Below are 26,105 nucleotides of genomic sequence, written 5' to 3' on the forward strand. Positions count from 1 at the left end.
GGACACCGATTTGATCACCATTTTCCCCCATGTTTCCTGTTGCTGCTCTGTAACAGCTTTCGTGTGAAAATCAAGAAACTAAATTACAAGGAGACAGATTCATGCCGCGTCGTGCTACCAAGATTGTTGCTACTTTAGGCCCATCATCGAGTGAACCCGCCATCCTTGAGGCCATGATTCGCGCCGGAGTGAATGTGGTGCGGCTGAACTTCAGCCATGGCACGGCACAAGACCACATTGACCGGGCCCGCATGGTGCGCGAAGCCGCCAAACGCGCCGGGCGCGAGGTGGGCATCATGGCCGACCTGCAGGGCCCAAAAATTCGCGTGGGCAAGTTTGCCGATGGCAAGGTGTTTTTAGAGCCGGGTCAAAAATTTGTACTGGATGCCGCACGCACTGAACTGGGTGATGTGGATGCCGTGGGGCTGGACTACAAGGCACTGCCGCGTGAAGTCAGTGTGGGCGATGTGTTGCTGCTCAACGACGGCTTGATCGTGATCACGGTTAACGCTGTCATTGGTGAGGCGATCCACACCACGGTCAAGCTCGGGGGTGAATTGTCCAACAACAAGGGCATTAACAAACAGGGCGGTGGCCTGAGTGCGCCGGCACTGACCGGCAAGGACATGGACGACATTCGCACCGCCATGAGTTTCAAGGCCGACTATGTGGCTGTGAGTTTCCCAAAAAGCGCGACCGACATGGAGATGGCACGCCAGCTCTGCAGCGTGGCCGCCGAAGATGGCCACAAGCCAGGTTTGATTGCCAAGATCGAGCGTGCCGAGGCGATTCCGCGGTTGCTGGAAATCTTGCTGGCGAGTGACGGCATCATGGTGGCGCGCGGTGATCTGGCCGTGGAAGTGGGCAATGCAGTGGTGCCGGCACTGCAAAAACGCATGATCAAGCTGGCCCGTGAGCATGACCGTGTGGTGATTACTGCCACGCAAATGATGGAATCCATGATCACCAACCCGGTGCCAACCCGCGCCGAGGTCAGCGATGTGGCCAACGCGGTGCTGGACGGCACCGATGCCGTGATGCTGTCGGCAGAAACCGCCGCTGGCAAATACCCGCTGGAAACAGTGATTGAAATGGCCAAAATTTGCCACGCTGCCGAGGGTGGCGAAGCGTTCAAGTTGGAAGCAGATTTCACCGGCAAAACCTTCACTCGCATCGATCAGACCATTGCCATGGGTGCACTGTTCACGGCCCACCATCTGGGCGCCAAGGCCATTGTGGCCATGACCGACAGCGGCTCAACGGCGCTGTGGATGAGTCGCCACCTGATTCAGGTGCCGATTTATGCACTCACATCCAAAATTGCCACGCAACGCAAGATGACGCTGTTCCGCAATGTGCGCCCACTGCTGATTGACACCAGCGCCGACCGTGACACCGCGCTGGGTGAGGCCGAAGCCGACCTGAAACTGCGCGGTGTGGTGCAAAGCGGCGATGTTTATGCCATCACTTGCGGCGAGCCCATGGGTTCACCGGGCGGCACCAACATGCTGAAGATTTGCCGGGTGAAATAAGCGCCTTGAGGATCTGAAGCTGGGTAGGTGGGTGTGCGGGGGCATTCAGCGTACTGCAAGGTGCGTCGCTAAAATGGGCAAGAGTTACCACCCAGTTACCAACTTCAGAGGACATCACCATGGCACTTGTTTCTATGCGCGAATTGCTTGACCATGCGGCAGCCAACGGCTACGGCATCCCTGCGTTTAACGTCAACAACCTGGAGCAGGTGCAGGCTGTGATGTCAGCCGCTGACGAAGTGGGCTCGCCCGTGATCCTGCAAGCCAGTGCCGGTGCCCGCAAATATGCCGGCGAGCCGTTCATCAAGCACCTGATTTTGGCCGCCATCGAAGCCTACCCGCACATTCCGCTGGTGATGCACCAAGACCACGGCCAAAACCCGGCAGTGTGTCAGGGCGCCATCAACCTGGGCTTTAGCTCCGTGATGATGGACGGTAGCCTGGAAGGCGACGGCAAAACCATTGCCAGTTATGAATACAACGTGGAAGTGACCCGCAAGGTGGTTGACATGGCGCACGCCGTGGGTGTCACGGTAGAGGGCGAATTGGGCTGCTTGGGCAGTCTGGAGACCATGAAGGGCGACAAGGAAGACGGCCACGGCACCGATGCCACCATGACGCGCGAGCAAATGCTCACCGACCCAGAACAGGCCGCTGATTTTGTCAAACGCACCCAACTCGACGCGCTGGCGATTGCCATCGGTACCAGCCACGGCGCCTACAAGTTCACCCGCAAGCCCACCGGCGACATTCTGGCCATTGACCGTGTGATGGAAATCCACAAACGCTTGCCCAACACCCATCTGGTGATGCACGGCTCAAGCAGCGTGCCGCAAGAGTCGCTGGCCATCATCAACCAGTTCGGTGGCCTGATGAAAGAGACCTATGGTGTGCCGGTGGAAGAAATCCAGAAGGCCATCAAATACGGCGTGCGCAAGATCAACATCGACACCGACATTCGCCTGGCCATGACCGCTGCCGTGCGCAAGTTCATGGCAGAAAACCCCGAGAAATTCGACGCCCGCGACTGGCTCAAACCAGCCCGCGAAGCCGCCAAGGCCCTGTGCAAACAGCGTTACCTGGAGTTCGGCTGCGAAGGCCAAGGGGCAAAGATCAAGGGCCACACCTTGTTTGAAGTGGCTGGGCAATATGCGCGTGGCGAGCTGGCGCAAGTGGTGAACTGATCGACCCAACCGGCTGGTTTTTAAAAACCACCTTCGGGTGGTTTTTTTATAAGAAATTGGCCTGTAGCCCTTGCGGTATAAGCGCAAGTAGCTATTATTTTTGATTTTTCTCAACAGAGCCGCTGCATGCAACTTGACATCTTCAATGACAACCGTGAAGTGATGCTGCGCAATGACGTGTTGCAAGCGTTGCAGTTGCACCAGGCCCACCAAGCCCAGTTGGCTTGGGTTGCGATGCAGGGCCATGCCGCAGGTGACGCGGCCCTGGCGCCACTGCAGACCCTGATTTCTGCACAGGCCGCCCTCACAACACGTTTGCAAGCGGCTGTGCCAGTCGCTCGCTTTACCGAACACGCCGCGTTGCAGGCTCAGCGGCTGGCGCTGCTTGAAGAGGTGATGCCGGCGGCCCAGCGCATGCTGGGCGCTGCCGCAGCACAGTGGCTGCGCCCGTTTTGGCAAGATTTGATCCTGCGAGCTGACTCCTTGCCATTTCAGCCGCAGTGGGAAGCCGAGCACGCGGCACCCATGTGTTTGCACCTGCAGGACTGGTCGGGCGCGGTGCAGGCGGTTGAAGGCATCGCTTCGTGGCGGCGCATTCCTGCGCCATTGGCCTGGATGGCACAGGCCCAGTTGCACCTAACAGGTTTGTCCACCGCTTGGCCCTTGTTGGCAGAGCTGGCCTGGCTGTCGCCCAAACGCCTGGAGACGACCATTCAAACCACCAACAACGTGCTGTTGCAGCATCTGAAAGCACAGTTTGACACCAGCTTTGAGCCAGCCGCAGATCAAGCTGATGCCGCGCAGGATGCGGCCTGGTTTCCCGCCTGGGTGTTGACGCAACAGCCCCAAAACGTGGCGCACTTGTCACTTGCGCAGCCCGGCCAACACAGTGCGCCTGAGCAGGCCATGCGTTTGCTGGTGAATTTGCTGGGCCTGGAGCGTCAGGGCCGCCATCACGACATCGTGAACTGCCGTAAAAACTTGCGCGACCTCAATGGCTGGCTGTATGCGCAGTACATGAGCAGCCGATAAGCCCCGCCGCCGGGTCCGCAGGGCTTGACGCTTTGGGTCTTGCGGCATAATTAATTTTTAGATTGGCACCGACTCCCCATGACCACCCCTCAAACTGCTCTGCACACCTCCAACATCACTTCACTCCCCCTGCTGGCGCGCGGTAAGGTGCGCGACAACTACGCCGTGGGCGACGACCGCATCCTGATGGTGGCCTCTGACCGCATCAGCGCATTCGACGTGATCATGGGCCAACCGATTCCCGGCAAGGGTGTGCTGCTGACACAAATGGCGCTGTTCTGGTTTGACAAGCTCGGCCCCAACGGCCTGAACATTTGCCCGATTCACCTCACTGGTGACGCCCCCGAGAGCGTGGTCACCCCGGCTGAAGTGCCCCAAGTGGCGGGCCGCTCGATGCTGGTCAAGCGCCTCAAACCGATTCTGGTGGAAGCTGTGGTGCGGGGTTACCTGGCCGGCAGCGGCTGGAAGGAATATCAGGACAACGGCGCGGTGTGCGGCGTCAAGCTGCCCGCTGGCCTGAAAAACGCGTCCAAATTGCCCGAACCGATCTACACCCCGGCGGCCAAGGCCGAAATGGGCGACCACGACGAAAACATCACCTTTGAGCAAACCGTGGAGATGATTGGCGTTGACTTGGCCACCCGCATCCGCGACATCAGCATTGCGCTGTACAAAGCCGCCAGCGAGATCGCTGCCACCAAGGGCATCATCATTGCCGACACCAAATTTGAGTTTGGCCTCGACATTGACGGCAACTTGATCTTGATGGACGAGGTGCTGACCCCTGATTCGTCACGCTACTGGCCGGCCGAGAGCTACGTTGAGGGCGTCAATCCGCCCAGCTATGACAAGCAGTTTTTGCGCGACTGGCTGGAAACCGCCCAAGTGGCCGGTAAGCCCTGGAGCAAAACGCCACCGGCACCACACCTGCCGCATGATGTGATCGAGAAAACGGCTGCCAAGTACCAGGAGGCGCTGACCCGCCTGACGGCCTGAATTTATAGAAAACTGGCCTGTAGCCCTTTTAAAATAAGCGCATAAAGCTATTGAAAATATAGCTAATGGTGCCTGGCTTCGCAGGCCAATGGTGGCCTGACATCGCTCAATCCGGGTTGACTGGTTCAGCCCGCAAGCGGCAGAAGCGGTAGCAGTTTTTGCCGCTGTCTTTGGCCTCGTACATGGCGATATCGGCCTGGCGCAGCAAGGTGTCAGCTTCCAGCGCGTTGTCTGGGTAAATGCTCACACCAATACTGGCACCCACGCTGGCCGGCTGGCCATTGACATCCACAGGTTGCCCAATGGCTTGCAGCAGGCGTTCCAGCATGGTCTCGCCGGTGTCGGACGCATCCAGATCGGACAGCAGCACAACAAACTCATCACCGCCAATGCGCGCCGCTGTGTCACTGGCGCGTAGCACCTCATTCATGCGCTGCGCCACCGTTTTCAGCACCTTGTCGCCAGCTTCGTGGCCCTGCGTGTCGTTGATGCGCTTGAAGCCATCAAGGTCGAGGTAGCACACTGCCAGCTTGGTCTGGTTGCGGCGCGCCTGCGCAATCGCCTGGCGCAGCCGGTCTGACAACAGCACCCGGTTGGGCAACTGCGTCAGTGCGTCATAGTGCGCTACGCGTTCCAGCAACTCTTGCTGGGTTTTGAGCTGGTTGATGTCGGTGGCCACGCCCACGTAATGGGTGATGTGGCCTTGCTCGTTCTTGACAGCGCTGATGTTGAGAATCACCGCATACACCTCACCTGCCTTGGTCTTGTTGAAGACCTCACCAATCCAGAAGCCCTGGGAGTTGATGTCTTGCCACATGGCTTGGTAAAACGCCGCGTCTTGGTGCATGGACTTTAAAAAACGCGGATTTTTCCCCAGCACATCGGCCCGGCTGTAGCCCGTGGTGCGGGTGAATGCGGCGTTGACATCAATGATGTGGCGCCGGGCATCAGTGATCACGATGGCCTCTTGCACATTGGCAAACACGCTGGCGCCCTGGCGCAACTGCGCTTCCAGTTCCTTGTGGGCGCTGATGTCCGTGACCAGCCCGCTCCACACCACGCTGCCGTCGTGTTGCAACTGGGGTGTGGCCTGGTTGTGAAGCCATTTCAGCACGCCTTGGGGTGTTTTGATGCGGTGCTCGTGCTGCCACGGTGACAGGGCTCGCGCTGCCTGCGCAAAGGATGCCTGATGGTCAGCACGGGTTTCTTCGTCAACGATGCACTGCAGCAGGAGCTGGTGGTTTTGGTAAGCCGCTTCAGCGCTCACGCCGTAGAGGCACTCAATGCCTTTGCTGAGGTACCTGAAATGTCCAGGCGCGTCGGGCCAGGTGACAAACTGGTAAACCACACCCGGCACCGCCTCGGCCATAGCGGCCAGCTGGTCTTTCACGGTGCGTACTTCGTGGGCGTCCACACACGAGCCGATGTAGCCCAAAAACACACCTTCGGCATCAAAGCGTGGCACGCCGCTGTCATGAATCCAGCGGTATTGGCCGCTGTGGTGCATCAGACGGTATTCCATCTGGAACGGCAGGCGCTGCTCAAAATGCTTCAGGTAAAAACTCACACAACGCTGCAAGTCATCTGGGTGCACGCCTTCGACCCAGCCGTTGCCTTGTTCCTGCGCCAGCGAGCGGCCGGTAAAGGCCAGCCATCCCGCGTTAAACCAGGAACACAGGGTGTCGGTGCCGGCCAGCCAGATCATCACCGGCGTGGCGTTGGCAATGCTGCGAAAACGCTGCTCGCTCTCACGTAGCGCTTCTTCTGCCTGTTTGCGCGCGCTCAGGTCTATGTCAACACAAAACAACTCTGTGCCGTCCCCCGGGGTTTGCACCAGGGCGTGGCTGGACAGCACCGGCACCCGCGAGCCGTCTTTGTGCTGCAGGGTGAGCTCTGCGGTGGGTATCGGCTGGCCATTTTGTGCCATTTGGGCAATGGCCTGCCGCACATCTGGCTTCATCTCTGGCGGAACGATCAGGTCCAGCAAATTGCGGCCAATGGCTTCCTGCGCGGTGAATCCATATAACTTTTCTGAGGCCGGGTTCCAGTAACGCGTGGTGCCATCTGGCCCGTAGCCTTGAATCGACACATGCGGCAAGCTGTCAAACAGGGTGCGAAAGCGCAACTCACCTTGACGCAAGGCTTCCGCCACCAGGGTTTGTGGCGTGATATCGGCATGCGCCACCACTGCGCCGCGCTGACCCGCCCACAGGATGGGTGTCACACGCATGTTGAACCATTGTTGCTGGTCGGGCGCGTGGCAGGGGTACTGCAGGTTGAAGCTGTCGCTTTGACCTGAAAGCACAGCGCCAATGCCTTCGGCCGCATTCAGTTCGCCCACCATGCAGTTTGCGGAATTTACGCGTGTGGCCGCAATGGCCAGGTAGTCGGTGCCAATGTCCGTGTTGGGTGCGAGTTGCCCAGGGTGCGAGCTGTTGTCTCGCGCAGCTTGGCGCCAAGCTGCGTTGACCATTTGAATGGTGCCTTGCGCGTCCAGCACCACCACACGGTCTGAGACTGCGTCCAACACACTTTGCAGCAAGTCTGTTGCTGCGTCAGCAGGGCTGCTTTGCTGACGTACTGCGTTGTTGTCTGTGAATGAACTCATGGGGAAGGCGCTTTCCCTGAACCGTTTGAGCCATTGTCAGCTTGCCGGGTTGTGGTGTCAATTGAGCATCATGCTCAACTTGCGCCGATAGTTGGACACCAGCGCGGCCTGCGGGTCCTCAGCTACGGCGGCTTTGCCCAGCACCTCAATGCCGCCTGCGGCTTTGCCAGGCGTTTGCGCTGCTGCTTTGGGCTTGGGTGGCGTCAGCAACTCCAGGATGGCGACGAAGGTCTTGCGTGGCGCTTCATCAGACCATTTTTTGTCACGCATGATGATTTCCAGCAACTCGTCCATGGCGGGCACCCATTGGCCCACCGCCATCAGCAGGCAGGCTTTGGAAAAGCGGGTGTCAAAGTCGCGCTTGTTCTGCGCAATTTTTTCATCAAATTGCTCGATAGTCCAAGTGGAATAAGCGCCAGTAGCTGCAAATTTAATAGCATTCATCCACTGCGACAGGGCTTCAAAGCGCAGCTGGCGCGGAATCTCGGTGAGCTTGGGGGCCAGCGCCGCCTCGGCTTCTTCCAGGCCGCCCAACTCAATCAGCAGTTTGATGTAGTCATAACGGCTGTCATCGTTGCCCGGGTCTTTGGCCAGGGCGTCGGCCAATTTTTCTAGGGCGGCCTGCGGGTCGCCGGATTCCAGCAGCGCTGCGGCTTCGTCGGCCTCCGCTTCGGCCATCAGCGCGCCTTCGGTGGGCAGGTTTTTTTCCAGAAAGGCGCGCACCTGGGGTGCGGTTTGGGCGCCGGTAAAACCATCCACCGGTTTGCCGCCAAACATCAAAATGCAGGTGGGAATGCTGCGAATGCCAAAGGCCTGGGCCAATTGCTGCTCGGTGTCGGAGTCGATCTTGACCAGGGTGAAGCGGCCTGCGTATTCTTCTTCAGCCTGCTCCAGAATGGGGCCGAGCGACTTGCAAGGGCCGCACCAAGGCGCCCAAAAGTCGATCAAGATCGGCGTGGTCATGGAGGCCGCAATGACATCGGTTTCAAAATTTTGGATGGTGACGTTAATCATGGTGTTTGTTTGCCTGGGTCAAACGTAAAATTCAGACATGAACTCTACACAAATCGGTGTGCTCATGGGCTCCAGCTCAGACTGGGACACCATGCAACACGCAGTCCACATTCTCCAACAGTTCGGCATCAACTATGAGGCTCGCGTGGTGTCCGCCCACAGAATGCCTGATGACATGTTCGCCTATGCCGAAACCGCCGTGGGGCGTGGCCTCAAGGCCATCATCGCGGGTGCGGGCGGCGCGGCGCATTTGCCGGGCATGCTGGCGGCCAAAACCACGGTGCCCATTCTGGGCGTGCCGGTGGCCAGCAAACATTTGAGCGGGGTCGATTCGCTGCACAGCATTGTGCAAATGCCCAAGGGCATTCCAGTGGCCACCTTTGCCATTGGTGCAGCAGGCGCGGCCAATGCGGCGCTGTTTGCGGTGGCCATGCTGGCCAACCATGACATTGTGCTGCGTGCCCGCCTTGAAGATTTTCGGGCTGAGCAAACCCAAATGGCCCGCGGCATGACGCTGCCGCCCAAGTTATGAGCGCGCCTGTGTTGTTGCCCGGCGCCACCGGGCTGAACGGCAGCGGCCAGCAAACCACGCTGGGCGTGATGGGCGGCGGGCAGCTCGGGCGCATGTTTGTGCAAGCCGCGCAAGCCATGGGGTATTTCACCGTGGTGCTCGACCCTGACGTGATCAGCCCGGCTGGGCTGGTGAGCCACTACCACATCAAAACCGATTACCTCGACGAGCAAGGCCTGACACAGCTGCTGCAACGCTGCGCTGCCGTGACCACCGAGTTTGAGAACGTCCCCGCTGGTGCTTTGGTGACCTTGGGTGCTGCGCGCCCCACCGCACCGAGCGCCGATGCCGTGGCCATTGCGCAGGACCGCATCAAGGAAAAAGCCCACCTGGCGCGCAGCGGCGTGCCGGTGGCGCCGTATGCCGTGATCGAGTCTGCGGCGCAGCTGGCTGCCGTGGCCGATGACTTGCTGCCCGGGATCCTGAAAACCGCTCGACTGGGTTACGACGGCAAGGGTCAGGTACGCTGTGCGAACCGTGCTGAGCTGGCTGCCGCCTGGAATGATTTGAAGGGTGTGCCCTGCGTGCTGGAGCAAATGTTGCCTTTGGCAGCCGAGTGCTCGGTGATCGTGGCGCGTGGCTGGGACGGTGCCTGTGTCAATTTCGCGCCCCAGCTCAACCTGCACCGCGAAGGTATTTTGGCGGTGACTGAGGCTTATGAAGAAAATATGCCTCTAGCCCTTGCAGAAAAAGCGGTAGCAGCTACTAAGAAGATAGCAAAAGAATTGAACTACGTGGGCGTGTTGTGCGTGGAGTTTTTCGTGCTGCAAGAGGGCTCGCCTGAGCGCGCCAAGCTGGGTGGCCTGGTGGTGAACGAGATGGCGCCACGCCCGCACAACAGCGGCCACTACACGCTGGATGCCTGCGATGTGTCGCAGTTTGAGCTGCAAGTGCGCACTCTGGCAGGCCTGCCGCTGACGCAACCGCGCCAGCACAGCGCGTCGGTCATGCTCAATTTGCTGGGTGATTTGTGGGTCGATGGGGCTACGCCGGCCTGGGACAAGGTGCTGGCCTTGCCCGGCATGCACCTGCACCTGTACGGCAAGCTCAAAGCCAGCAAGGGCCGCAAGATGGGGCATTTGACCGTGACCGCGGCCACACCTGGGCAGGCCCGTACGACGGCGTTGGACGCAGCAAAAATTCTGGGTATTGCGCCATTTTGAGCCGCTGCACCAAAGCGCATCCTTTCCTGGTGAGCCCTTGGACTGGCTCAGGACAGGCCGTTGCGCGGGCACTCCTGTCATGATCCTGCCTGGAAACAAACCTGAATCGATAGCAGTTGCTGCAGATTGCATAAGGGCTGGAGGCTTGTTAGGCTTGCCAACCGAGACGGTTTACGGGCTCGCGGCAGATGCTGACAATGACGCGGCCGTGGCGCAAATCTTCAAGGCCAAAGGCCGCCCGGCGGACCATCCGTTGATCGTCCACGTGGCCGATGCCAGTGCGGTGGCGCATTACGCCTCAGAGGTGCCGAATTTTGCCCAGCAACTGATGCAAGCCTTTTGGCCCGGCCCGCTGACCCTGATTCTGCCGCGCCGCCTCGGTGTGGCCAATGCGGCGGCCGGTGGCAACCCCACCATCGGCCTGCGCTGCCCGTCGCACCCGGTGGCGCAGGCGCTGCTGAAAGCAATTAATGGGGGTTTGGCCGCGCCCAGCGCCAACCAGTTTGGCCGCGTTAGCCCGACCACCGCTGCGCATGTGCAGGGCGAATTTGGCCCTGACCTGCTGATTCTGGATGGCGGCGCCTGCGGTGTCGGCATCGAGTCCACCATCATCGACTGCACCCGTGGCGCGCCGGTGTTGCTGCGCCCGGGCGCTATCACACCGGCGCAGGTGCAGGCGGTTTGCGGTTTGAAGGTGCTATTGAAAGAAGAGCTATCTACGACGGCAGAGCCTAGTCCTAAGGCCTCTGGCACGCTTGAGTCACATTACGCACCCAGGGCCCGGGTGCGGCTGATGAGTGTCCCTGAAATTCAGTTGGGGCTGCGAACTGAGGCGGTTGCCGCAGGCGTGGCGGTGTGGCACCGCAGTCCGCTGGAGGGGTATGCGGGCGGTGCCGTGTTGCAAGCCATGCCCGCAGACCCGGCACTTGCCGCTCGGCAGTTGTTTGCGGTGTTGCGCACCTTTGACCTTCAGGGCGTGACCCAAATCTGGGTTGAATCGCCACCCGATGCACCAGACTGGGACGGCGTGCGCGACCGCTTGCAGCGAGCGGCACATTGATTCAGAGCATGGCTGGTTTTGCAGTGCTTGCAGGCGTAAAAAAGCCCCGACCAGCGGGGCTTTCGTAGCTTTGCACCGATCAGATCGGCAGATGATTTAGAACTTATAACCAACCGCGACGCCATAAGTCGCCGGGTCGAGCGCGGCATCCACAGTTTGACCCGTTGAGAGCGTTATCTTGGTGGTCAGTTTTGTTTTACTGTAAAAAACATCAACAAACCACTTGTCATTTAATGCCAGGGTGGCACCGATTTGTGCCGTCAGGGCGAGTTTTGAGTCAGCTGAAATTTTGGTGGGCGTGCCCCCCGGATTGGACAGTGCCGTTAGGGTACCGCTACCTTCTTCGTTAAACAAGTAGGCATATGTTGCACCTAGCCCAACGTAGGGACGGAATTTGGCGTTGGCCTCCAGGAAACGGTACTGCAGGAACACGGTCATGGGTAAGGCTTGCACCTCGCCAATTTGTCCCACCCCTTCTATGGCGCCAGCGCCATAGAGTTTGTGCTTGAACGGCAGCGCCAATGGCACATCAACCGATAGGTGGTCGGTATACATGTAGGTGAAACCGCCACCAAGCTGGGTGTCGGAACCGGTGTTCGTTTGAGAACCGATGCCGTTCCTGGGTACCACGTAAAAAGCCGGTGCACTCAGGTTGCCGCTGGGATTGGAGGGGGTGATGTTGGTTGCGCCTGCGCGAACCATCCAAGTGCCTGCGGACTGAGCGCTGGCGAAGCCACACAAGCCCAGCAGCGACGCAACCACAACCCATTTATTGTTAATGATGTTCATGTTGATTCCTTGTGATGATGGTGGGTTTACAGCCAGCCCGCCTGAGTCAGGCTTCGATTGACCAGTTGACTCGCCAATTTATACAAGGCAGGAGCGGGGTGAAAACCGTCAGAGAAGCCAAAAGTCTTCCACCAGTTCGCACCACCTGGCGCCACAACGCCATTGATAGTGGGTGGTGTCATGGCTGACAACGCGGTCTCTGTACAGGTTTCAAAGTTGTACTCGGGCAGTCCGTCTGTCCCTAACCCCGTCATAGGACAAGCAGGTGTTGTGGCGTTGGTCAAACCGTAATCTGCAGGATGTGCAACATAGTCATTGAAATTGCTGTACAGGTCTACCAGCACCACCCTGCTTTCGCCAGTGGCGCGAGTTTTCAGCTGCGCATTGAAAGCCTCTACCCAGCCGGTGAACAAACCCTCGGACTGGGCTCGCGCAGTGGCGCCAGCGGCTCCTCCACCATAAGCGGCAGCAATACCGTCAAGCACCATCTGAAATCGCGGTGTCTTGAGAATGCCAGGTGCATTGATGATGGCCACGTGTGTTGCGCCTTTGTCCAAGGCATTGACCTTGATGGCATCGAAGAAACTATTGGCCAATGTGGTCATGTAGGACATGCCAGCCGCCGGAAAGCCGCCAGCACTTGTTGGCAGGGTGGTGCCAGGCAACGAGCTGAGCACACCGATAAACGCCGCGCCACCATCTGTGCTGGCTTTCAAATAGGCGCCAACCAGATCAGCCGCATCGTTGCCGCCACCGTCGATGATCAGGAGGTCACTGGCTTTGTAGGTGTTTGTGGCACCTGCATCGCTCAGTTGTTTGATGATTGAAAACGGCGTTGCTGAGCCACCTTTATCAGCCTGCGGGTTGATGCGACCGCCGCCGACACCATAGTTGGTACAGCCAGCGGTTGGGTTGGCAATGAACGTAGTGCCGGTAAAGGCGTAGACGTTGCATAAGCTGGAAATGCCATAGGACGCAGCGGTCAGTTCAGCAAAATTTTTTGAGTCGGTGCCCTGCACACCAAACAACCGCCCATAGCCCGAGCCCGCCGGCAGTGCTGAAAAAGTACCACTGTCGGCCAGGCTATCGCCTATCACTTTCACGGATGCAATTGCGATGCGCGGCGCTTGATTGCCATCGCCGCCCCCACCACCACATGCCGCCACCAGCATCGCCGTGGCCATAGCCACACCAAGAACTTTGAATTGCCGCATCAACTGTCTCCCAAAGATTAAAAAGAACGACCGTACTATTAAACCGGCAGATCGTAACCTTTAGTAAGGATATGGTGACTCGGGTAAACCCGTGCGTGCGGTAGTTTTAGCTCAGCGGTAGCGCAGTTTCATGACCAAAATCGCCGCCGCCAGCGCCAGCGTGACGCAGTTGGCAATTACCACCGGCCAGGCGTCCAGCAGCAGGCCGTAGACCAGCCACAGGGCCACGCCCAAAGTGAAGGCGCTGTACATGCCCAGCGAGATGCCCCGCACATCTTTGGTCCGAAAAGTGTGTATGGCCTGGGGTAAAAAGCTCACGGTGGTCAGCACGGCGGCAAGGGTGCCGACAAGGTCAGTCAGGGTCATGGTGTGCAGGTGAAGAGGGCAGGGGTGCAAAGCGCACTAATGGCCCTGATTGTCCATCACAGCCCAGTCAACCAGCGCGTCCAGCGCCGGCCGAACCGCGCCTGCGTTGGGGTGATTGACGATGGCCACCAGCACATAACGTTTGCCGCTGGTGGCGTGCACGTAGCCCGCCAGCGCGGTCACCTCGCGCAGGCTGCCGGTTTTCAGGTGGGCGCTGGCGCTACCGGCCCGGCTGCGCTTGAGGGTGCCGTCCACGCCCACGATCGGCAAGGACGACATCAGCTCCGGCATGTTGGGCGAGGCGTAGGCTACTTGCAGCAGCTGGCCCAGCTGCTGGGCGCTGATGCGGGTCTGGCGCGACAGGCCCGAGCCGTTGTCTATCGCTGGCACATCCTGGGCGCTGATGCGGCGCTGCCACCATTGGCGCAGCGCGACGCGGGCCGAGTCCGGGGTGGCAACGGCGTTGCCGGGCAGGCCCAGCGTCAAAAACAGCTGCTGCGCCATCACGTTGTTGCTGAATTTGTTGATGTCGCGAATGACTTCCATCAACGTGGGCGAGGTCAGCTCAAAGCTGGGCGCTGCGCTGGGCGCCACGCCATCGACCACGTTGCCATCGAGCCGCCCGCCCATGTTGCGCCACAAACCCTCAATCGCCCGGGCGTTGTAGCTGGCGGGGTCGGCGTAGGCCACCGGCCAGACCTTCTCGCCGCAGCTTGCCGGGTAGCTGCCCGCAAAACGGATGCGTTTGGGGTCTGAGAAATCAGCCTTCAGGGTGGCGCGGTAGTCGTTGCAGGCAACGTTTTTGGCCAAAGGCACTTGGGTTGGCAACTGCACCCCGGCCAGCGGCGGGTCAATTTGCACACGTGCCACCGCACCATTGGCTTCTGGCGTGAAGGTCATCACCACGGCCTTGAAATTCAGCAGCAACGCATCTGGCGCGGCGTTATAGGGGCGCAGCGGCTCGCCGTCAAACTCACCCGGGTCGCTTGGCGGCACAGCAAAAGCGCGGCGATCCAGCACGATGTTGCCGGCAATGCGCTGCACGCCCAGGCCTTGCACCCGGCGCAGCAGCAGCCACAGACGTTCCAGCACAAGCTTGGGGTCGCCTTGCCCTTGAATCACCAGGTTGCCCTTGAGCACGCCGCCTTCCACCGGGCCGTCCAGCCAGACCGGCGTGCGCCAGACAAACGCCGGGCCCAGCAGGTCGAGCGCGGCGTAAGTGGTCACCAACTTCATCACCGAGGCCGGATTCACCGGCACATCGGCGCGGTGGCTCAGGCGCGGCGCGGCTTGGCCTTCTGCTGCCACCACCAGCACGGCCAGGGCGTCGGCTGGCACTTGGGCGCGGGTCAGGGCGGCCTGCACCTCGGGTGGAAGCTGCGGCTGAGCGGTGGCGTGGCTGGTGGCGCAGGCCCACACGGCGGCGCACAACAGCAGCGTTCTGCCCGGCCAAGGTTTAAAAGTGATGGTCATGTTTGAATTATGGGCTGACCCCGTGGCCCGCAGCCTTGAGTTGATCTGCCACGGATAATCACCCCATGCCTACTTCGCCCTCTTTTCTCAGCCGTTTCTCGCCGCGCACCGTGGGCCTGGCTGCCGCTGTGGTCACGGTGCTGATCTGGACATCGTTCATTTTGATCGCCCGCGCCTCGGCCGACCCGGCACGTGGCGGGGTGTTGACGCCGTTTGATATTGCGTTTTGCCGCATCGTGGGTGCTGCAGTGATTTTGTTGCCCTGGGGTGCCTACCTGGTGCGGCAAGACCGTGCCGCTGGCAGATACGGCGCGTCTTGGTTGCGCGTGTCACCGTTGTCCGCGCGGATCACCGTTAGCGTGGGTTTTTTTGGTGGCCTGCTTTACGCGATGTTGGCCTACAGCGGCTTTGTTTACGCGCCTGCGCTGCACGCCTCGGTGTTGATGCCAGGCAGCTTGCCGCTGTGGACCGCCTTGCTGGCGCTGTGGTTGCTGGGCGACCGCATCACCCCGGCGCGGGCGCTTGGCCTGGGGCTGATCGTGCTGGGCGATTTGCTGGTGGGCGGCTTGAGCTTGCTGCACGCCTTTGACGGCGGACAGGTCTGGCTGGGTGACGTGTTGTTCATGGTGGCCGCCATGTGCTGGGCCACCTACAGCGTGCTGGCGCGCCACCATGGGCTGAACGCCGTGCGCGCCACCATCGCCATCACCACCTTCGCGTTTGTGGTCTATGTGCCAAGTTACAGCGCGTTGGTGCTGACTGGTGTGGTGCCGGGCCATGTGTTCACCGCGCCCTGGCGCGACCTGTTGTTTCAGGCCACTTTTCAGGGCTGGGGCTCGGTGGTGGTGTCGGGTATCACCTTCACGCAGATGATTCGCCACTTTGGCCCGGTGCGCTCGACCATGATCACCGCGCTGGTGCCCGGCTTGTCGGCCTTGGGTGCGGTGTGGTTGCTGGGGGAGCCGCTGCGCTGGAACTTGGCCGCCGGGCTGGCGCTGGTCACGGCGGGCATTTTGTTTGGCGTGCGCGCCAATGTGCCAATTGCTATAAAAAAAGAAGCTTCTTACGCAAGTTAAATAAGGGCTACAGGCTGATTTTATGTATAAATATTGCAATGCGCACCGTGCTATGAGAGGCTTAACGTCATGAATCTACTGGCCTTTGACACCAGCACCGAGCGCATGTCGATTGCGTTGCAATGCGGCTCGGGCGACACCGCCATGCTGTGGCAGCACGACGCGCCCGGTGGCGCGTTGACCTCTGCGCACCTGATTCCCGAAATTCAGCGCCTGATGGCGCAGGCTAATGTGGGTTTTGACGCCCTTGACGCCATTGTGTTTGGCGCCGGGCCGGGCTCGTTCACCGGCTTGCGCACGGCGTGTTCGGTGGCACAGGGGCTGGCCTTTGGCGCGTCTGTTCCGGTGTTGCCGGTGGACACCCTGCTGGCCGTGGCAGAAGACGCCCGCCAACAACTGGGCGCACCTGCCTGCCTGCATGTGACCGCCTTGCTGGATGCCCGCATGGACGAGCTGTATGCTGCCAGCTATTATTTTGAGAGTGGTGTATGGACAGTTACCAAAGGCTACAGCCTCATTTCTCCTGAAGCTTTGGACGCCGATGGCAGCGCGGTTCTGGCGGGCAATGTGTTTGCCGCTTATGGCGCGCGTCTTGGTGTGCGCATTGGCAGCGCGGGTGGGCAGCGTGTGCCGGCCCTGCCCACGGCAGTTGCCCTGTTGCGGTTGGCGCCCCAACTGCTGGCAGCCGGTGCCGCCGTGCCTGCCGATCAGGCTTTGCCCACCTACATTCGCGACAAAGTGGCACAAACCACGCTCGAACGCGCGGCCATCAAACTGGCCTTGGCAGCGAGCTTGAAGGCGCCGGAGTGACGCCATGAACGCGTTACCCAAGCCCATCGAAGTCCGCTTTGCGCCCATCACCGAGGCGCAGCTTGAGGCCGTGGTGGCGCTAGAACACAGCGCCTACGCGCACCCCTGGCAGCGCCAGCATTTCACTGATTGCCTGGCCAGTGGTTACCAGGCCCAGATGCTGCTGGCAGGTGATCAGTTGCTGGGCTACTTTGTCGCCATGAAGGGCTTTGAAGAGGTGCATTTGCTCAACATCACCGTGGCACCTGCGCACCAACGCCAGGGCTGGGCACAAGTGATGCTGGACGCACTGGCGCTGTGGGCGCGTGGTCAGGGTGTGCAATGGCTTTGGCTGGAAGCGCGCTCGGGCAACACCCGTGCCATTCATGTTTACAAAGCGCACGGCTTTCGCACCGTGGGCACACGCCGCCAGTATTACCCGGCCACAGACGGCCAGCGCGAAGACGCGGTGGTGATGAGCCTGAAGCTGGTCGATGTGGTTTGAAGTGAAAATCACCCCATGAGCCTTGACCTGGATCCCCGCCAACGCGCCATGCTGCGCGAGATGGGCGTGCACGTCTGGCTGCCCGCCACCCCGGTGGTTGTTGCTGACGCTGCGAGTGTCCCAGTGGATCATTCTGAAGCTATAGAAAATATAGCTTCTTACGCAATAGAAACAAGGGCTACAGGCCAAAATGACTTAAAAGAACAGACTGCCTCCCGGCCGGCCGTACTGCCGCATGCCCTGGCACCGGTGGGTTTGCCAGCTGCAGTTTCAGTGCGCGCCGCCGGGCCAACCCAGGTCACCGCCTTGGTTGAAGGCATCGCCGCCCTAGACTGGCCCCAACTGACAGAAGCCGTGTCGCATTGCCAGGCCTGCGCCATGTGTCTGGGCCGGCGCGCGCCGGTGCTGGCCGCCCCGCCTGAATTCACGCCGTGCGACTGGATGGTAGTGGCTGACCCGCCCGATGAGGTGCAGGAGCGCCTGGGTCAGCCCTTTGTGGAAGAGGCCGGTGTGCTGCTCGACAACATGCTGCGGGCCGTGGGTGTGACACGTTTTGCGCCAGATGCTGCGGCAGACAGCGCCCCCGCCACACGCGCCTACCTGACCCACGTGCTCAAGTGCCGCCCGGCCCTGGTGCGCGCGCCTGCTGCCACCGAGCTGGCCATGTGTGCCGGCTACCTGCGCCGCGAAATTGCCCTGACCCAGCCCAAAGTGATTCTGGCGATGGGCCGCTTTGCCATGCAGCTGTTGTTGAGTGAAACGCCGCCCGAGAGCGCCAAACTGCCGCTGGGCAAGCTGCGTGGCCAGGTTTGGCAATTTGCCGGAGTGCCGTTGGTGGTGACTTATCCGCCGTCTTATTTGCTGCGTTCAGGACAGGACAAAGGCAAGGCCTGGGCCGACCTGTGCCTGGCAATGGATGTGGCGCAGGGCAAGTTGCCCGCTTGAGTCCGGCGGGTGAGGCAGCAGGATGTCATGAACACATGCATTTTGCATCTTGTGGGGTCGAGTTCAGTCGACCTGGCCCACTGAAGTGGGCCCTACAAAATCCGGTGCCCGGCTTGAAGCGGCTTGCGGTCAAACGACAGCGTGGTCCAAGTCCGGGCGTTTGTAAGGGTCAACGTGCGTCATCATGTTCAGCACGCGGTGGCGCTGCATGACACGGGCGCGGGCCTCTACCGCAATGTCGTGACCCTGTTCGACGCTCAGGGTGGCAAGCACCTCCAGGTGGGCGTCCACCACAATCATGTCGCCCATCTTGCGTGTGCGCACATCGTGCACGTTGCTGATGCCGGGGGTGTCCAGCAGGGTCTGTCGAATGGCAGCCACCTCGGCCTCGTCGACGGCGCGGTCCATCAGGTCATGAAGCGCGTCCCAGCCAAAGTTCCAGCCCATGCGGGTCACCATGAAACCCACCAGTGCAGCGGCAATCGGGTCAAGTATTGGGTAACCCATCAGGTTGCCGATGATGCCCACACCCACCACCAAGGATGACGCGGCGTCTGAGCGGGCGTGCCAGGCGTTGGCCACCAGCATGCTGCTTTTGACTTTTTTTGCCACCGCCAGCATATAGCGAAACAGCAGCTCCTTGGCAATCAATGCGCCACCCGCCACCCACAAGGCGGTGATGTGCACCGTGGCGATCGACTCGGGGTTTTGCAGCTTGCTGGCTGCCGACCACAACATGCCCAGACCCACCGCCAGCAGCAACAGGCCCAGCACCAGCGAGGCGGCAGTCTCAAAACGTTGATGGCCGTAAGGGTGGTCATCGTCTGCATCTTTCTGGCTGTGGTGGTTGGCAAACAGCACCACAAAGTCAGCCACCAAGTCTGACAGGGTATGGATGCCGTCGGCAATCAGGCCCTGGGATTTGGACCAGACACCCACCACGATCTGGGCCACGCTCAGCACCAGATTGACCGCGACACTGACCCAAGTGGAGCGCGCCGCGGCGGCTGAACGTTCGGCGGGGGTGAAGACGCTGTCTTCTTCGTGTTCAGGAAATTCGTCAGAGCGCATAGGTCAATCGGTCTAGGGAAAACCCCAAGTTTAGGCCAGTGGCAGCTTGGCTTAAACCTGTGGTTCAGCCACAGTGACCAGCGTGGGGCCTTGGGCGGCGCGCTCTTCGCCAGGGTGACCGCCCAAGCCGTAAGGGATGGCCAGAAAAGCAAAAAAGCTCACGGCCATCAAGGTGGCAAAAACAACGGTCAGGTACTTGGTGATGAAGAGTTTCAGGTGTGAATTCATGGCGGGCCTCTTAGGTGTGTGTTGATTCGATGGCATGAATCATCGCGCCTGCGCCTTAAGACCGACTTAGCCAATGCTTAACGATTGCTTACGTGCGAACGTTGGGTCGGTGGCAACGCATCACCACTGGTAGGCCCTGAGAACGGCATCAAATTCATCCAGCGCCTGATCAAATTGCGCCACTGAGCCAGCGCAATCGGGGTGTCCGGCATGGTTTTCCACCGCTTGCGCCGCAGCGACGGCGCGTTCAGCAGCAAAAATGCCCACCATGCCTTTGAGTGCGTGGGCGGCGTGCTTCACGGCCTCGGCATCACCCTGTGCCAGACCCAAGTGCAGGGCCTGGCGTTGCACCGGGCCATCGGCCAAATAAAGCGCCACCAGTTCGTCAAACAGCGCCTTGTTGTTGTCTACGGTGTGGCGTAGCTGGGCAAAGTCAGCCACAGTCAGTGGGGATTCTGGCGCTTGGGCCAAGTGAATTTGTGGGGCGGCCTCAGTCCGCGGGCCGGGCAAATGCGCGTCCAGCTCAAGCCATAAGGTGTCGACGTTGATCGGCTTGGACAGGTAGCCATCCATGCCATGGCTAAGGCACTCTTCACGTGCACCTTGCATGGCGTGCGCGGTGATGGCCACGATAGGGATGCGGGTGCCGCTGCCTTGTTCCAGCGTGCGAATGCGTTCAGTGGCTTCATAACCATTCATTTCGGGCATGTCGACGTCCATCAGAATGGCGTCAAAGCCCCCGGCTTGCCAGTGTGCCAGCGCTTTCAGGCCGTTGTTGGCCACGGTCACGCGGTGGCCCTGTTTTTCCAGCAGGATGGTGGCCACTTTTTGGTTCACGAGATTGTCTTCGGCCAGCAGCAGATTGAGCAGTCGTCGGGTTGCAGGCGTGTCGTCTGCCCGCACGGGCAAGCCTTTGAGTTGCCCGTTTTCCATGGGCTGTGCCAAGCTGGTGTCAGAACGCTCGGGCAGCGGCAACGCCAGTGTGAAATGAAAGGTGCTGCCCGTGCCCACTTCGCTCTGAATTTGAAGCTTTCCACCCATCAGGGCCACCAGCTGGGTGGAAATGGTCAACCCCAGGCCGGTGCCACCATATTTGCGGGTGGTGCTGGTGTCGGCTTGTGAAAACGACTCAAAAATCGCTTCAAATTTATCGAGTGCAATGCCAATACCGGTGTCGCGCACGCTGAAGTACAAAAGAACCTGGCCGGGTGGGGCACCATCCTGGCAAGCCACCGTCACCTCAATTTCGCCACGCTCGGTGAATTTGATGGCGTTGCCAATCAGGTTGATGAGCACCTGGCGGAGGCGCCCAGGGTCGCCCAACACGCGCCCGGGCACATCGCCAGCCAGCTGCAGCAGCGATTTCAAGCCTTTTTGTTGGGTGCGCAGTGCCATTGATTTCAGCGTGTCGCCCAGCATTGCTTCCAACGAAAATTCGATCGGCTCGATGCCCATCTTGCCGGATTCGATCTTGGAAAAGTCCAGAACGTCGTTGATGATGGTGAGCAAGGCATCGGCGGACGCTTTGACCTGGCCCACATATTCCCGCTGTTCTTCGGTCAGGTTGGTGTCAAGCGCCAGGTCGCTCATGCCAATGATGCCGTTCATGGGGGTGCGAATTTCGTGGCTCATATTGGCCAGAAAATCACTTTTGGCCTGACTGGCAGCCTCGGCGCGAAGGCTGGTTTCGCGCAGGTCTTGGGAAAGCTTTTGAAGTGCCAGGCGCTCCAGTTCCTGACGTTTTTGCCGCCAGGCCAACGCCATGGCAGCCCCCAACAACATGATGAGCATGGTCAGCGTCAGCCAAATGATAAGGTCGCTTTTTTTCAGTGAGCTTTGAACCTGGTGCTCCAGCAGATGTGAAACCTCGGCGTTAGCGGCCATGCTGAGCGCCTGTACGGCAGTACCGATTTCCTTGAAGTCATCGAGCAGCCCAGCCAGCTCTGCCTGCTGCAGCGGTGTTTTGGCCATAACCGCTTCTGTGCGGCTGATCAAACTCTCCAGTCGGGGCATGACCGCGGTGAATTCCGTGCGGTTGGCCAGCACTGAAATATTGGGGCTGTCACGCAACAAGACGATGCGGCTGTTCAACAGGTCAGAGCGCAGGCTGAGCTCATCTGCGTCGGGTGCTGCGCGCCCGTTCGCGGCACTGTCAAGCACCTGGCGAAACCGTAAGAACTCTCTTTCAAGCTGAAACGTCAGCGCTGTGATGGAGTCAGATCGTTGCTCAAAAGTTTGTTCAATGGCACGGCGTTGCGACACGGCGAACACCATCAAAACCGCCATGACCAAAGCCATGGCAGCGGTGCCTAGCGCCAACCAAAAAAGATAGCGCCGACTCTTGACGGCACCTTGCATGGCGGGCTTACTCGATTGTCATGGATTTCAGTTGCCAGGCTGATCGCTCGTAGTAAACCGTGGAACGCAATTCGGCCTTGGTGTCAAACGGGTAAACAATGAACAACGGGCCTTTGGTCTTGACCGGAATCACTTCGTCATTCATTTTGTGGGCCACGATGACATCAAATTTTTGGGCGTCATCCAGCGGAATGCTGGTTTGGTAGTCGTTCAGCGCAGCGGCCTTGATGATGGTGCCAGTCGCCTTGGCTGCGGCGAGCACATCGCGCAACAAGGGGCCGGTAAATTTGATGGGTTTTTTGTCCCAAGGTGTCATGGTGGTAAATGTTTGCTGTGGCAGTTTTTCCAGCATGGCGAGGTCAAACGCTGCAGCGTTGGCCGTATTTTTTTCAGCAACTTTGCCCGAGATGGACAAAATGATTTTGCCGGTGGCAGGCTGCAAGGCGAAGGCTGGCAGGTGCAAGGCCAACGAGGCAACACACAGGGTCATTACATGGGCAATAGATTTCATTGGATCTCGATGTAAAAAGTAAGTGGCAAAAGTGTTGAAAATTGCAGCTTGCAAGTCTAATTCATTGCCATGAAGTGGCCGCTTGTAGTGACTTGTTTGCGCCGTCACCAGACATACGCATGCAGCTTGGCAGTCAATTCATCCAAGGCCTGATCAAGTTGCCGCACCGCGCTGGCACAGTCGGCTTGGTCTGCGCGCTTTTCCACCTCTTGCGCCGCGGCCAGGGCGCGCTGCGCGAAAAATATACCCACCATGCCCTTGAGCGCGTGGGCGCTGCGTTTGACGGTATCCGCATCGCCTTGGTCCAGGGCGGCGTGCAGTTGCGCGCGTTTCGCTGGTGCGTCGGTTTGGTAGAGCGCGACCAGTTCATTGAACAGTTCCTGGTCGTTGTCGATGGTTTCACGAAGCTGCTCAAAGTCTGCCACCACCAGCGCGCTGAGGTCGTGCCGGGCGTCCGGACTGGGCTGGGCGGCCGCGTGGCTTGCTGTACCAACGCGCGGTGCCATGAGCGCATCCAACTCAAGCCACAGGGCGTCGATGTCGATTGGCTTGGACAAGTAGCCGTCCATGCCGTGATCCAGGCAGGTTTGGCGTGCGCCCTGCAGAGCGTGGGCGGTCATGGCCACAACGGGAATGCGTGAGCCGCTGACCTGTTCCAGCGCGCGAATGCGTTCGGTGGCCTCGTAGCCGTTCATTTGCGGCATGTCCACGTCCATCAAAATGGCATCAAACGCGCCAGTTTGCCAATGCGCCACCGCCTCCAGTCCATCATTGGCTACAGTCACGCTGTGGCCTTGCTTTTGTAGCAAAACCGTCGCCAGTCTTTGGTTGACGAGGTTGTCTTCTGCCACCAGAAGATTGAGTTTGTGGCGGGTTTCCTGCAATGAATGTTGGGTGATCAGGGGGGCAGGCCCCAGCAGAGGCTCACCCAGCGCGGTCATGATGGCGTCCAGCAGATCAGACTGGGAAACGGGTTTATACAAGTAACTTGCCACGCCCAGTTGTTTGCAGCGTTCGCCATCGCCGCGTTGGCCTTGCGAGGTCAGCATCATGACGGTGGTGGTTTTTGGGGGCAGTTGTGCACGCATCTGCTCGGCCAGCTCAAAGCCGTCCATGCCGGGCATTTGCACGTCCAGCAGTGCCAGCGCATAGGGCTTGCCGGCGTCAGTTGCGCGGCGCAACTCGACTAGAGCAGATGCACCATCAGCGACCGTGGTTGGGCACATCTTCCAGTTGGTCAACATGTCACACAGCAGGCGTCGGTTGGTGTGGTTGTCGTCCACTACCAGCACTGGTAGGCCTTTGATTCGGCCTGTTTTTTGGTAGCTGGCCAAGGCATTGCCGGAACGCGTGGGCAGGTCCAGCGTGAAGTAAAACGTGCTGCCCGCACCCACGGCGCTTTGCAATTGGATTTGCCCGCCCATCAAGTTCACCAGTTGGCTGGAGATGGTCAACCCCAGGCCAGTGCCGCCATATTTGCGAGTGGTGCTGGTGTCGGCCTGTGAAAACGAGTCAAAGATGGCTTCAAACTTTTCGGGTGCGATACCAATACCGGTGTCACGCACGCCAAAGCGCAAGCGGGCCTGGCCTTGCGGGGCCCCTTCCTGGGTTTGTACCGAGACCTCGATTTCACCGCGCTCGGTGAACTTGATGGCGTTACCCACCAGGTTGATGATGATCTGGCGAATGCGCCCGGGGTCGCCCAAGACGCGGTCGGGTACATCAGGGGCCACACGTAGCAGCAGCTCAAGCCCTTTTTGATGCGCCCGCAAGGCCTGGGATTTCATGGTGTCGCGCAGCATCACTTCCAGTGAAAACTCGATCACTTCCACGTTCAGCTTTCCGGACTCGATTTTGGAGAAGTCCAGAATGTCATTGATGATGGTCAGCAAGGCGTCGGCGGATGTCTTGACCAAGCCAATGTACTCGCGCTGTTCGGCGTTCAGGTCGGTGTCAAGCGCCAGGTTGGTCATGCCAATGATGCCGTTCATGGGGGTGCGGATTTCATGGCTCATATTGGCCAGAAAATCACTTTTGACCCGAGCCATTTGTTCGGCCGCCTCTTTGGCTGCCATCAGTTCCAGCACGCGCTCGTTGGTGGCGCGCGACATGGCGTTAAATGCAGCTCCCAGTTTGCCAAGCTCGTCATCGCCTTCCTTGACGGGTGCCGGGCTCAGGTTGCCTGCAGCCACTTGCTGGCTGGCGCGCGTCAGGTCTGCCAGGTGGCGCGTCATCCACCACACCAACGCCGTCAACACCAAAAATGACAACAGCAGTTCGCCAAGGGCGATGAGCACACCTTGCGTGAGCAGGCTTTTTTGGGCCAACAGAATGTGTGACAGGTCCAGACCAAAATGGAGTGTGCCCAGGGGCTGTCCGTGGATGCCGATCGGTTTGCTGACAGCGTAGTCGGACTTGCCGTTTTGGCCGATCAGTGCCAGGCTATCGTCAGGTTTGGGTAAAGCCTGGCCACTTGCCAAACCACTGCTGGCCATGATGTGGCCTTGCAGGTTGGTCACGGCCAGGTAGCCCACCCCATTTTCGCTGCGGCTCTCGTCCAGCACAGACTGCACGGTGGCATAGTCGCGCTGGGCCAACGGCGCCACCAACGCTGCTGTGAGCACCGGGGTGATTTGCGCTGCATGTTGTGCCAGTTGCTCAGTCATGTAGTTGTGCATCAGGCGCGAACTGTTGGACACCAGCACCGTCAGCATCACGGCTTCAATCAACAGCGCCACCAGCAGCAGCCGGGCACGCACAGAGCGCTGAAACATGATCACTTCAGGGTTGCGCGAACTTCAGACGCGTAAGGGTCCATGGCGTCGAGTTCTTTGGGTTTGAGTGCGCGGTAGCCATCGAGTTTGTACCTGGCAAAGTAAGTTTTGCCGGCCTCGCTTTGGGCAAAACTTTGCAGTGCAGCCTCAAGCGCCGGTTTGCGTGCCAGTTGCTGGCGGTTGAGGACATAAACCCGCCCGGCCATGGGCTCGCTGATGACCAGAAAGCGCAGCTGCGCCTGCAAATCTCGTGGCAGGCTTTGGTAATTGGCCATTGACGTAAATCCGGCAGCGGCCTGGCCTTCTAGCACCAGATGCACCACACTGTCTGAGGCACTGACGTAACGCAGTGGCTGACTCAAACTGTTTTTCTTGAGCCAGTGCTGGCCCCACAATGTGACGAGTGAAGTGGGCGACAAGCCCAGCACAGGCTTGTCTTTGAGGTCTTCGGGCCGACGAATCGGTCCGTTGCCTGCCACCAGTGCCACGGCTCGAAATTCAGCGCTGTAGGTCAGCAGCGGGGTGTAATTGGCATCAAGCTGCGCCAATCTGGCTTGGTGGCCGGTGGTCACTGCCAGGTCGTAGTCCTGGTGCATCAGACGCTGGGCAAACTCGGTAAAGTCAGGCGCTGTGACCACTTCCACCGGCACGCCCAGTGCTTTTTCAAGGTGCAGACGCAGGGGCTGGTACATCTCCAAAATAACGCGGGCGCTGGTGTGCGGCGCAATCCCCAGCCGAAACGGTTGTTGTTGCACTGGTTGTGCTTGTACCTGGAGGGTAAACAGCAGCGCGCTGACCATGAATAAACGACGAGAACTTGAAGGTGTGTGCATGGGAGTGAAGCCT

23 protein-coding genes are annotated in these 26,105 nt (G+C 59.7%); 11 read left to right on the forward strand and 12 right to left on the reverse strand.

Annotated features, from left to right (window positions below; genetic code table 11):
* The first annotated feature begins 101 nt into the window (after positions 1-101).
* From pyk to PHQ58_RS05860, 4 genes are all read left to right on the forward strand, one after another.
* The gene (gene pyk / locus PHQ58_RS05845) at positions 102-1,532 is read left to right on the forward strand and encodes a pyruvate kinase (protein ID WP_300108284.1); all 1,431 of its coding nucleotides are present in this window, start codon (positions 102-104) and stop codon (positions 1,530-1,532) included.
* 119 nt (positions 1,533-1,651) lie between these two features.
* On the forward strand, positions 1,652-2,716 hold the full coding sequence (gene fba / locus PHQ58_RS05850) for a class II fructose-bisphosphate aldolase (RefSeq protein ID WP_300108286.1): 1,065 nt from the start codon (positions 1,652-1,654) through the stop codon (positions 2,714-2,716).
* A 126-nt stretch (positions 2,717-2,842) separates the two neighbouring features.
* Positions 2,843-3,748, forward strand: coding sequence for a hypothetical protein (locus PHQ58_RS05855; RefSeq protein ID WP_300108289.1), 906 nt, complete (start codon positions 2,843-2,845; stop codon positions 3,746-3,748).
* Between the two features lie 78 nt (positions 3,749-3,826).
* Positions 3,827-4,744: a phosphoribosylaminoimidazolesuccinocarboxamide synthase gene (locus PHQ58_RS05860; RefSeq protein ID WP_300108292.1), complete on the forward strand. Its 918-nt coding sequence runs from the start codon at positions 3,827-3,829 to the stop codon at positions 4,742-4,744.
* A 106-nt stretch (positions 4,745-4,850) separates the two neighbouring features.
* On the opposite strand, the gene PHQ58_RS05865 is transcribed toward PHQ58_RS05860, so the two are convergent.
* Complete coding sequence (locus PHQ58_RS05865) at positions 4,851-7,352, reverse strand: PAS domain S-box protein (protein WP_300108295.1); 2,502 nt, start codon at positions 7,350-7,352, stop codon at positions 4,851-4,853.
* 57 nt (positions 7,353-7,409) lie between these two features.
* A complete protein-coding gene (locus tag PHQ58_RS05870; protein ID WP_300108299.1) occupies positions 7,410-8,366 on the reverse strand; it encodes a tetratricopeptide repeat protein in 957 nt (318 codons plus the stop codon).
* Between the two features lie 37 nt (positions 8,367-8,403).
* On the opposite strand from PHQ58_RS05870, the gene purE reads away from it, so the two are divergent.
* From purE to PHQ58_RS05885, 3 genes are all read left to right on the forward strand, one after another.
* The gene (purE, locus tag PHQ58_RS05875) at positions 8,404-8,898 is read left to right on the forward strand and encodes a 5-(carboxyamino)imidazole ribonucleotide mutase (RefSeq protein ID WP_300108302.1); all 495 of its coding nucleotides are present in this window, start codon (positions 8,404-8,406) and stop codon (positions 8,896-8,898) included.
* Entirely contained in the window at positions 8,895-10,100 is a 1,206-nt protein-coding gene (locus tag PHQ58_RS05880; RefSeq protein WP_300108305.1) for a 5-(carboxyamino)imidazole ribonucleotide synthase, read from the forward strand. Before purE ends, PHQ58_RS05880 begins: the two co-directional genes overlap by 4 nt.
* Positions 10,101-10,179: 79 nt before the next feature.
* Positions 10,180-11,160: an L-threonylcarbamoyladenylate synthase gene (locus PHQ58_RS05885; protein WP_300108308.1), complete on the forward strand. Its 981-nt coding sequence runs from the start codon at positions 10,180-10,182 to the stop codon at positions 11,158-11,160.
* 96 nt (positions 11,161-11,256) lie between these two features.
* Here PHQ58_RS05885 and PHQ58_RS05890 read toward each other — a convergent pair whose 3' ends face one another.
* The 4 genes from PHQ58_RS05890 to dacB all read right to left on the reverse strand — a co-directional run bounded on the left by PHQ58_RS05890 (position 11,257) and on the right by dacB (position 15,002).
* Positions 11,257-11,949 carry an OmpW family outer membrane protein gene (locus PHQ58_RS05890; protein ID WP_300108311.1) on the reverse strand — a complete coding sequence of 231 codons (693 nt, stop codon included), beginning with the start codon at positions 11,947-11,949 and terminating at the stop codon, positions 11,257-11,259.
* A 26-nt stretch (positions 11,950-11,975) separates the two neighbouring features.
* Positions 11,976-13,163, reverse strand: a complete 1,188-nt coding sequence (locus PHQ58_RS05895) for an SGNH/GDSL hydrolase family protein (protein ID WP_367187282.1) — start codon at positions 13,161-13,163, stop codon at positions 11,976-11,978.
* 111 nt (positions 13,164-13,274) lie between these two features.
* Positions 13,275-13,529 carry a SemiSWEET transporter gene (locus tag PHQ58_RS05900; RefSeq protein WP_300108318.1) on the reverse strand — a complete coding sequence of 85 codons (255 nt, stop codon included), beginning with the start codon at positions 13,527-13,529 and terminating at the stop codon, positions 13,275-13,277.
* A gap of 36 nt (positions 13,530-13,565) precedes the next feature.
* Positions 13,566-15,002 (reverse strand): D-alanyl-D-alanine carboxypeptidase/D-alanyl-D-alanine-endopeptidase, encoded by a 1,437-nt coding sequence (gene dacB, locus PHQ58_RS05905; RefSeq protein ID WP_300108321.1) that lies wholly within the window; start codon positions 15,000-15,002, stop codon positions 13,566-13,568.
* A gap of 65 nt (positions 15,003-15,067) precedes the next feature.
* On the opposite strand from dacB, the gene PHQ58_RS05910 reads away from it, so the two are divergent.
* The 4 genes from PHQ58_RS05910 to PHQ58_RS05925 all read left to right on the forward strand — a co-directional run bounded on the left by PHQ58_RS05910 (position 15,068) and on the right by PHQ58_RS05925 (position 18,317).
* Complete coding sequence (locus PHQ58_RS05910) at positions 15,068-16,078, forward strand: DMT family transporter (protein ID WP_300108324.1); 1,011 nt, start codon at positions 15,068-15,070, stop codon at positions 16,076-16,078.
* Between the two features lie 69 nt (positions 16,079-16,147).
* Entirely contained in the window at positions 16,148-16,888 is a 741-nt protein-coding gene (gene tsaB / locus PHQ58_RS05915) for a tRNA (adenosine(37)-N6)-threonylcarbamoyltransferase complex dimerization subunit type 1 TsaB (RefSeq protein ID WP_300108327.1), read from the forward strand.
* Positions 16,889-16,892: 4 nt separating this feature from the next.
* Positions 16,893-17,372: a ribosomal protein S18-alanine N-acetyltransferase gene (rimI, locus tag PHQ58_RS05920; protein WP_300108330.1), complete on the forward strand. Its 480-nt coding sequence runs from the start codon at positions 16,893-16,895 to the stop codon at positions 17,370-17,372.
* A gap of 15 nt (positions 17,373-17,387) precedes the next feature.
* On the forward strand, positions 17,388-18,317 hold the full coding sequence (locus tag PHQ58_RS05925) for a uracil-DNA glycosylase family protein (RefSeq protein WP_300108333.1): 930 nt from the start codon (positions 17,388-17,390) through the stop codon (positions 18,315-18,317).
* Positions 18,318-18,446: 129 nt separating this feature from the next.
* On the opposite strand, the gene PHQ58_RS05930 is transcribed toward PHQ58_RS05925, so the two are convergent.
* From PHQ58_RS05930 to PHQ58_RS05955, 6 genes are all read right to left on the reverse strand, one after another.
* Positions 18,447-19,388, reverse strand: a complete 942-nt coding sequence (locus tag PHQ58_RS05930) for a cation diffusion facilitator family transporter (protein WP_300108335.1) — start codon at positions 19,386-19,388, stop codon at positions 18,447-18,449.
* Positions 19,389-19,439: 51 nt separating this feature from the next.
* On the reverse strand, positions 19,440-19,616 hold the full coding sequence (locus tag PHQ58_RS05935; RefSeq protein ID WP_300108338.1) for a hypothetical protein: 177 nt from the start codon (positions 19,614-19,616) through the stop codon (positions 19,440-19,442).
* A gap of 120 nt (positions 19,617-19,736) precedes the next feature.
* Entirely contained in the window at positions 19,737-21,974 is a 2,238-nt protein-coding gene (locus PHQ58_RS05940; RefSeq protein WP_300108340.1) for a hybrid sensor histidine kinase/response regulator, read from the reverse strand.
* 7 nt (positions 21,975-21,981) lie between these two features.
* On the reverse strand, positions 21,982-22,485 hold the full coding sequence (locus tag PHQ58_RS05945) for a molybdopterin-dependent oxidoreductase (RefSeq protein ID WP_300108343.1): 504 nt from the start codon (positions 22,483-22,485) through the stop codon (positions 21,982-21,984).
* Between the two features lie 104 nt (positions 22,486-22,589).
* Complete coding sequence (locus PHQ58_RS05950) at positions 22,590-25,259, reverse strand: response regulator (RefSeq protein WP_300108346.1); 2,670 nt, start codon at positions 25,257-25,259, stop codon at positions 22,590-22,592.
* A gap of 2 nt (positions 25,260-25,261) precedes the next feature.
* Positions 25,262-26,092 (reverse strand): phosphate/phosphite/phosphonate ABC transporter substrate-binding protein, encoded by an 831-nt coding sequence (locus PHQ58_RS05955; protein ID WP_300108349.1) that lies wholly within the window; start codon positions 26,090-26,092, stop codon positions 25,262-25,264.
* Between the last annotated feature and the right edge of the window lie 13 nt (positions 26,093-26,105).

Origin of the sequence: Rhodoferax sp. (genome assembly GCF_028688795.1) — a bacterium.
Taxonomy (GTDB): domain Bacteria; phylum Pseudomonadota; class Gammaproteobacteria; order Burkholderiales; family Burkholderiaceae_C; genus Rhodoferax.

Bases quoted from the DNA above. Each gene is read 5' to 3' on its own strand.
- pyk (WP_300108284.1), top strand. From the start codon at position 102: ATGCCGCGTCGTGCTACCAAGATTGTTGCTACTTTAGGCCCATCATCG.
- fba (WP_300108286.1), top strand. From the start codon at position 1,652: ATGGCACTTGTTTCTATGCGCGAATTGCTTGACCATGCGGCAGCCAAC.
- PHQ58_RS05855 (WP_300108289.1), top strand. From the start codon at position 2,843: ATGCAACTTGACATCTTCAATGACAACCGTGAAGTGATGCTGCGCAAT.
- PHQ58_RS05860 (WP_300108292.1), top strand. From the start codon at position 3,827: ATGACCACCCCTCAAACTGCTCTGCACACCTCCAACATCACTTCACTC.
- PHQ58_RS05865 (WP_300108295.1), bottom strand. From the start codon at position 7,352: ATGAGTTCATTCACAGACAACAACGCAGTACGTCAGCAAAGCAGCCCT.
- PHQ58_RS05870 (WP_300108299.1), bottom strand. From the start codon at position 8,366: ATGATTAACGTCACCATCCAAAATTTTGAAACCGATGTCATTGCGGCC.
- purE (WP_300108302.1), top strand. From the start codon at position 8,404: ATGAACTCTACACAAATCGGTGTGCTCATGGGCTCCAGCTCAGACTGG.
- PHQ58_RS05880 (WP_300108305.1), top strand. From the start codon at position 8,895: ATGAGCGCGCCTGTGTTGTTGCCCGGCGCCACCGGGCTGAACGGCAGC.
- PHQ58_RS05885 (WP_300108308.1), top strand. From the start codon at position 10,180: ATGATCCTGCCTGGAAACAAACCTGAATCGATAGCAGTTGCTGCAGAT.
- PHQ58_RS05890 (WP_300108311.1), bottom strand. From the start codon at position 11,949: ATGAACATCATTAACAATAAATGGGTTGTGGTTGCGTCGCTGCTGGGC.
- PHQ58_RS05895 (WP_367187282.1), bottom strand. From the start codon at position 13,163: ATGCGGCAATTCAAAGTTCTTGGTGTGGCTATGGCCACGGCGATGCTG.
- PHQ58_RS05900 (WP_300108318.1), bottom strand. From the start codon at position 13,529: ATGACCCTGACTGACCTTGTCGGCACCCTTGCCGCCGTGCTGACCACC.
- dacB (WP_300108321.1), bottom strand. From the start codon at position 15,002: ATGACCATCACTTTTAAACCTTGGCCGGGCAGAACGCTGCTGTTGTGC.
- PHQ58_RS05910 (WP_300108324.1), top strand. From the start codon at position 15,068: ATGCCTACTTCGCCCTCTTTTCTCAGCCGTTTCTCGCCGCGCACCGTG.
- tsaB (WP_300108327.1), top strand. From the start codon at position 16,148: ATGAATCTACTGGCCTTTGACACCAGCACCGAGCGCATGTCGATTGCG.
- rimI (WP_300108330.1), top strand. From the start codon at position 16,893: ATGAACGCGTTACCCAAGCCCATCGAAGTCCGCTTTGCGCCCATCACC.
- PHQ58_RS05925 (WP_300108333.1), top strand. From the start codon at position 17,388: ATGAGCCTTGACCTGGATCCCCGCCAACGCGCCATGCTGCGCGAGATG.
- PHQ58_RS05930 (WP_300108335.1), bottom strand. From the start codon at position 19,388: ATGCGCTCTGACGAATTTCCTGAACACGAAGAAGACAGCGTCTTCACC.
- PHQ58_RS05935 (WP_300108338.1), bottom strand. From the start codon at position 19,616: ATGAATTCACACCTGAAACTCTTCATCACCAAGTACCTGACCGTTGTT.
- PHQ58_RS05940 (WP_300108340.1), bottom strand. From the start codon at position 21,974: ATGCAAGGTGCCGTCAAGAGTCGGCGCTATCTTTTTTGGTTGGCGCTA.
- PHQ58_RS05945 (WP_300108343.1), bottom strand. From the start codon at position 22,485: ATGAAATCTATTGCCCATGTAATGACCCTGTGTGTTGCCTCGTTGGCC.
- PHQ58_RS05950 (WP_300108346.1), bottom strand. From the start codon at position 25,259: ATGTTTCAGCGCTCTGTGCGTGCCCGGCTGCTGCTGGTGGCGCTGTTG.
- PHQ58_RS05955 (WP_300108349.1), bottom strand. From the start codon at position 26,092: ATGCACACACCTTCAAGTTCTCGTCGTTTATTCATGGTCAGCGCGCTG.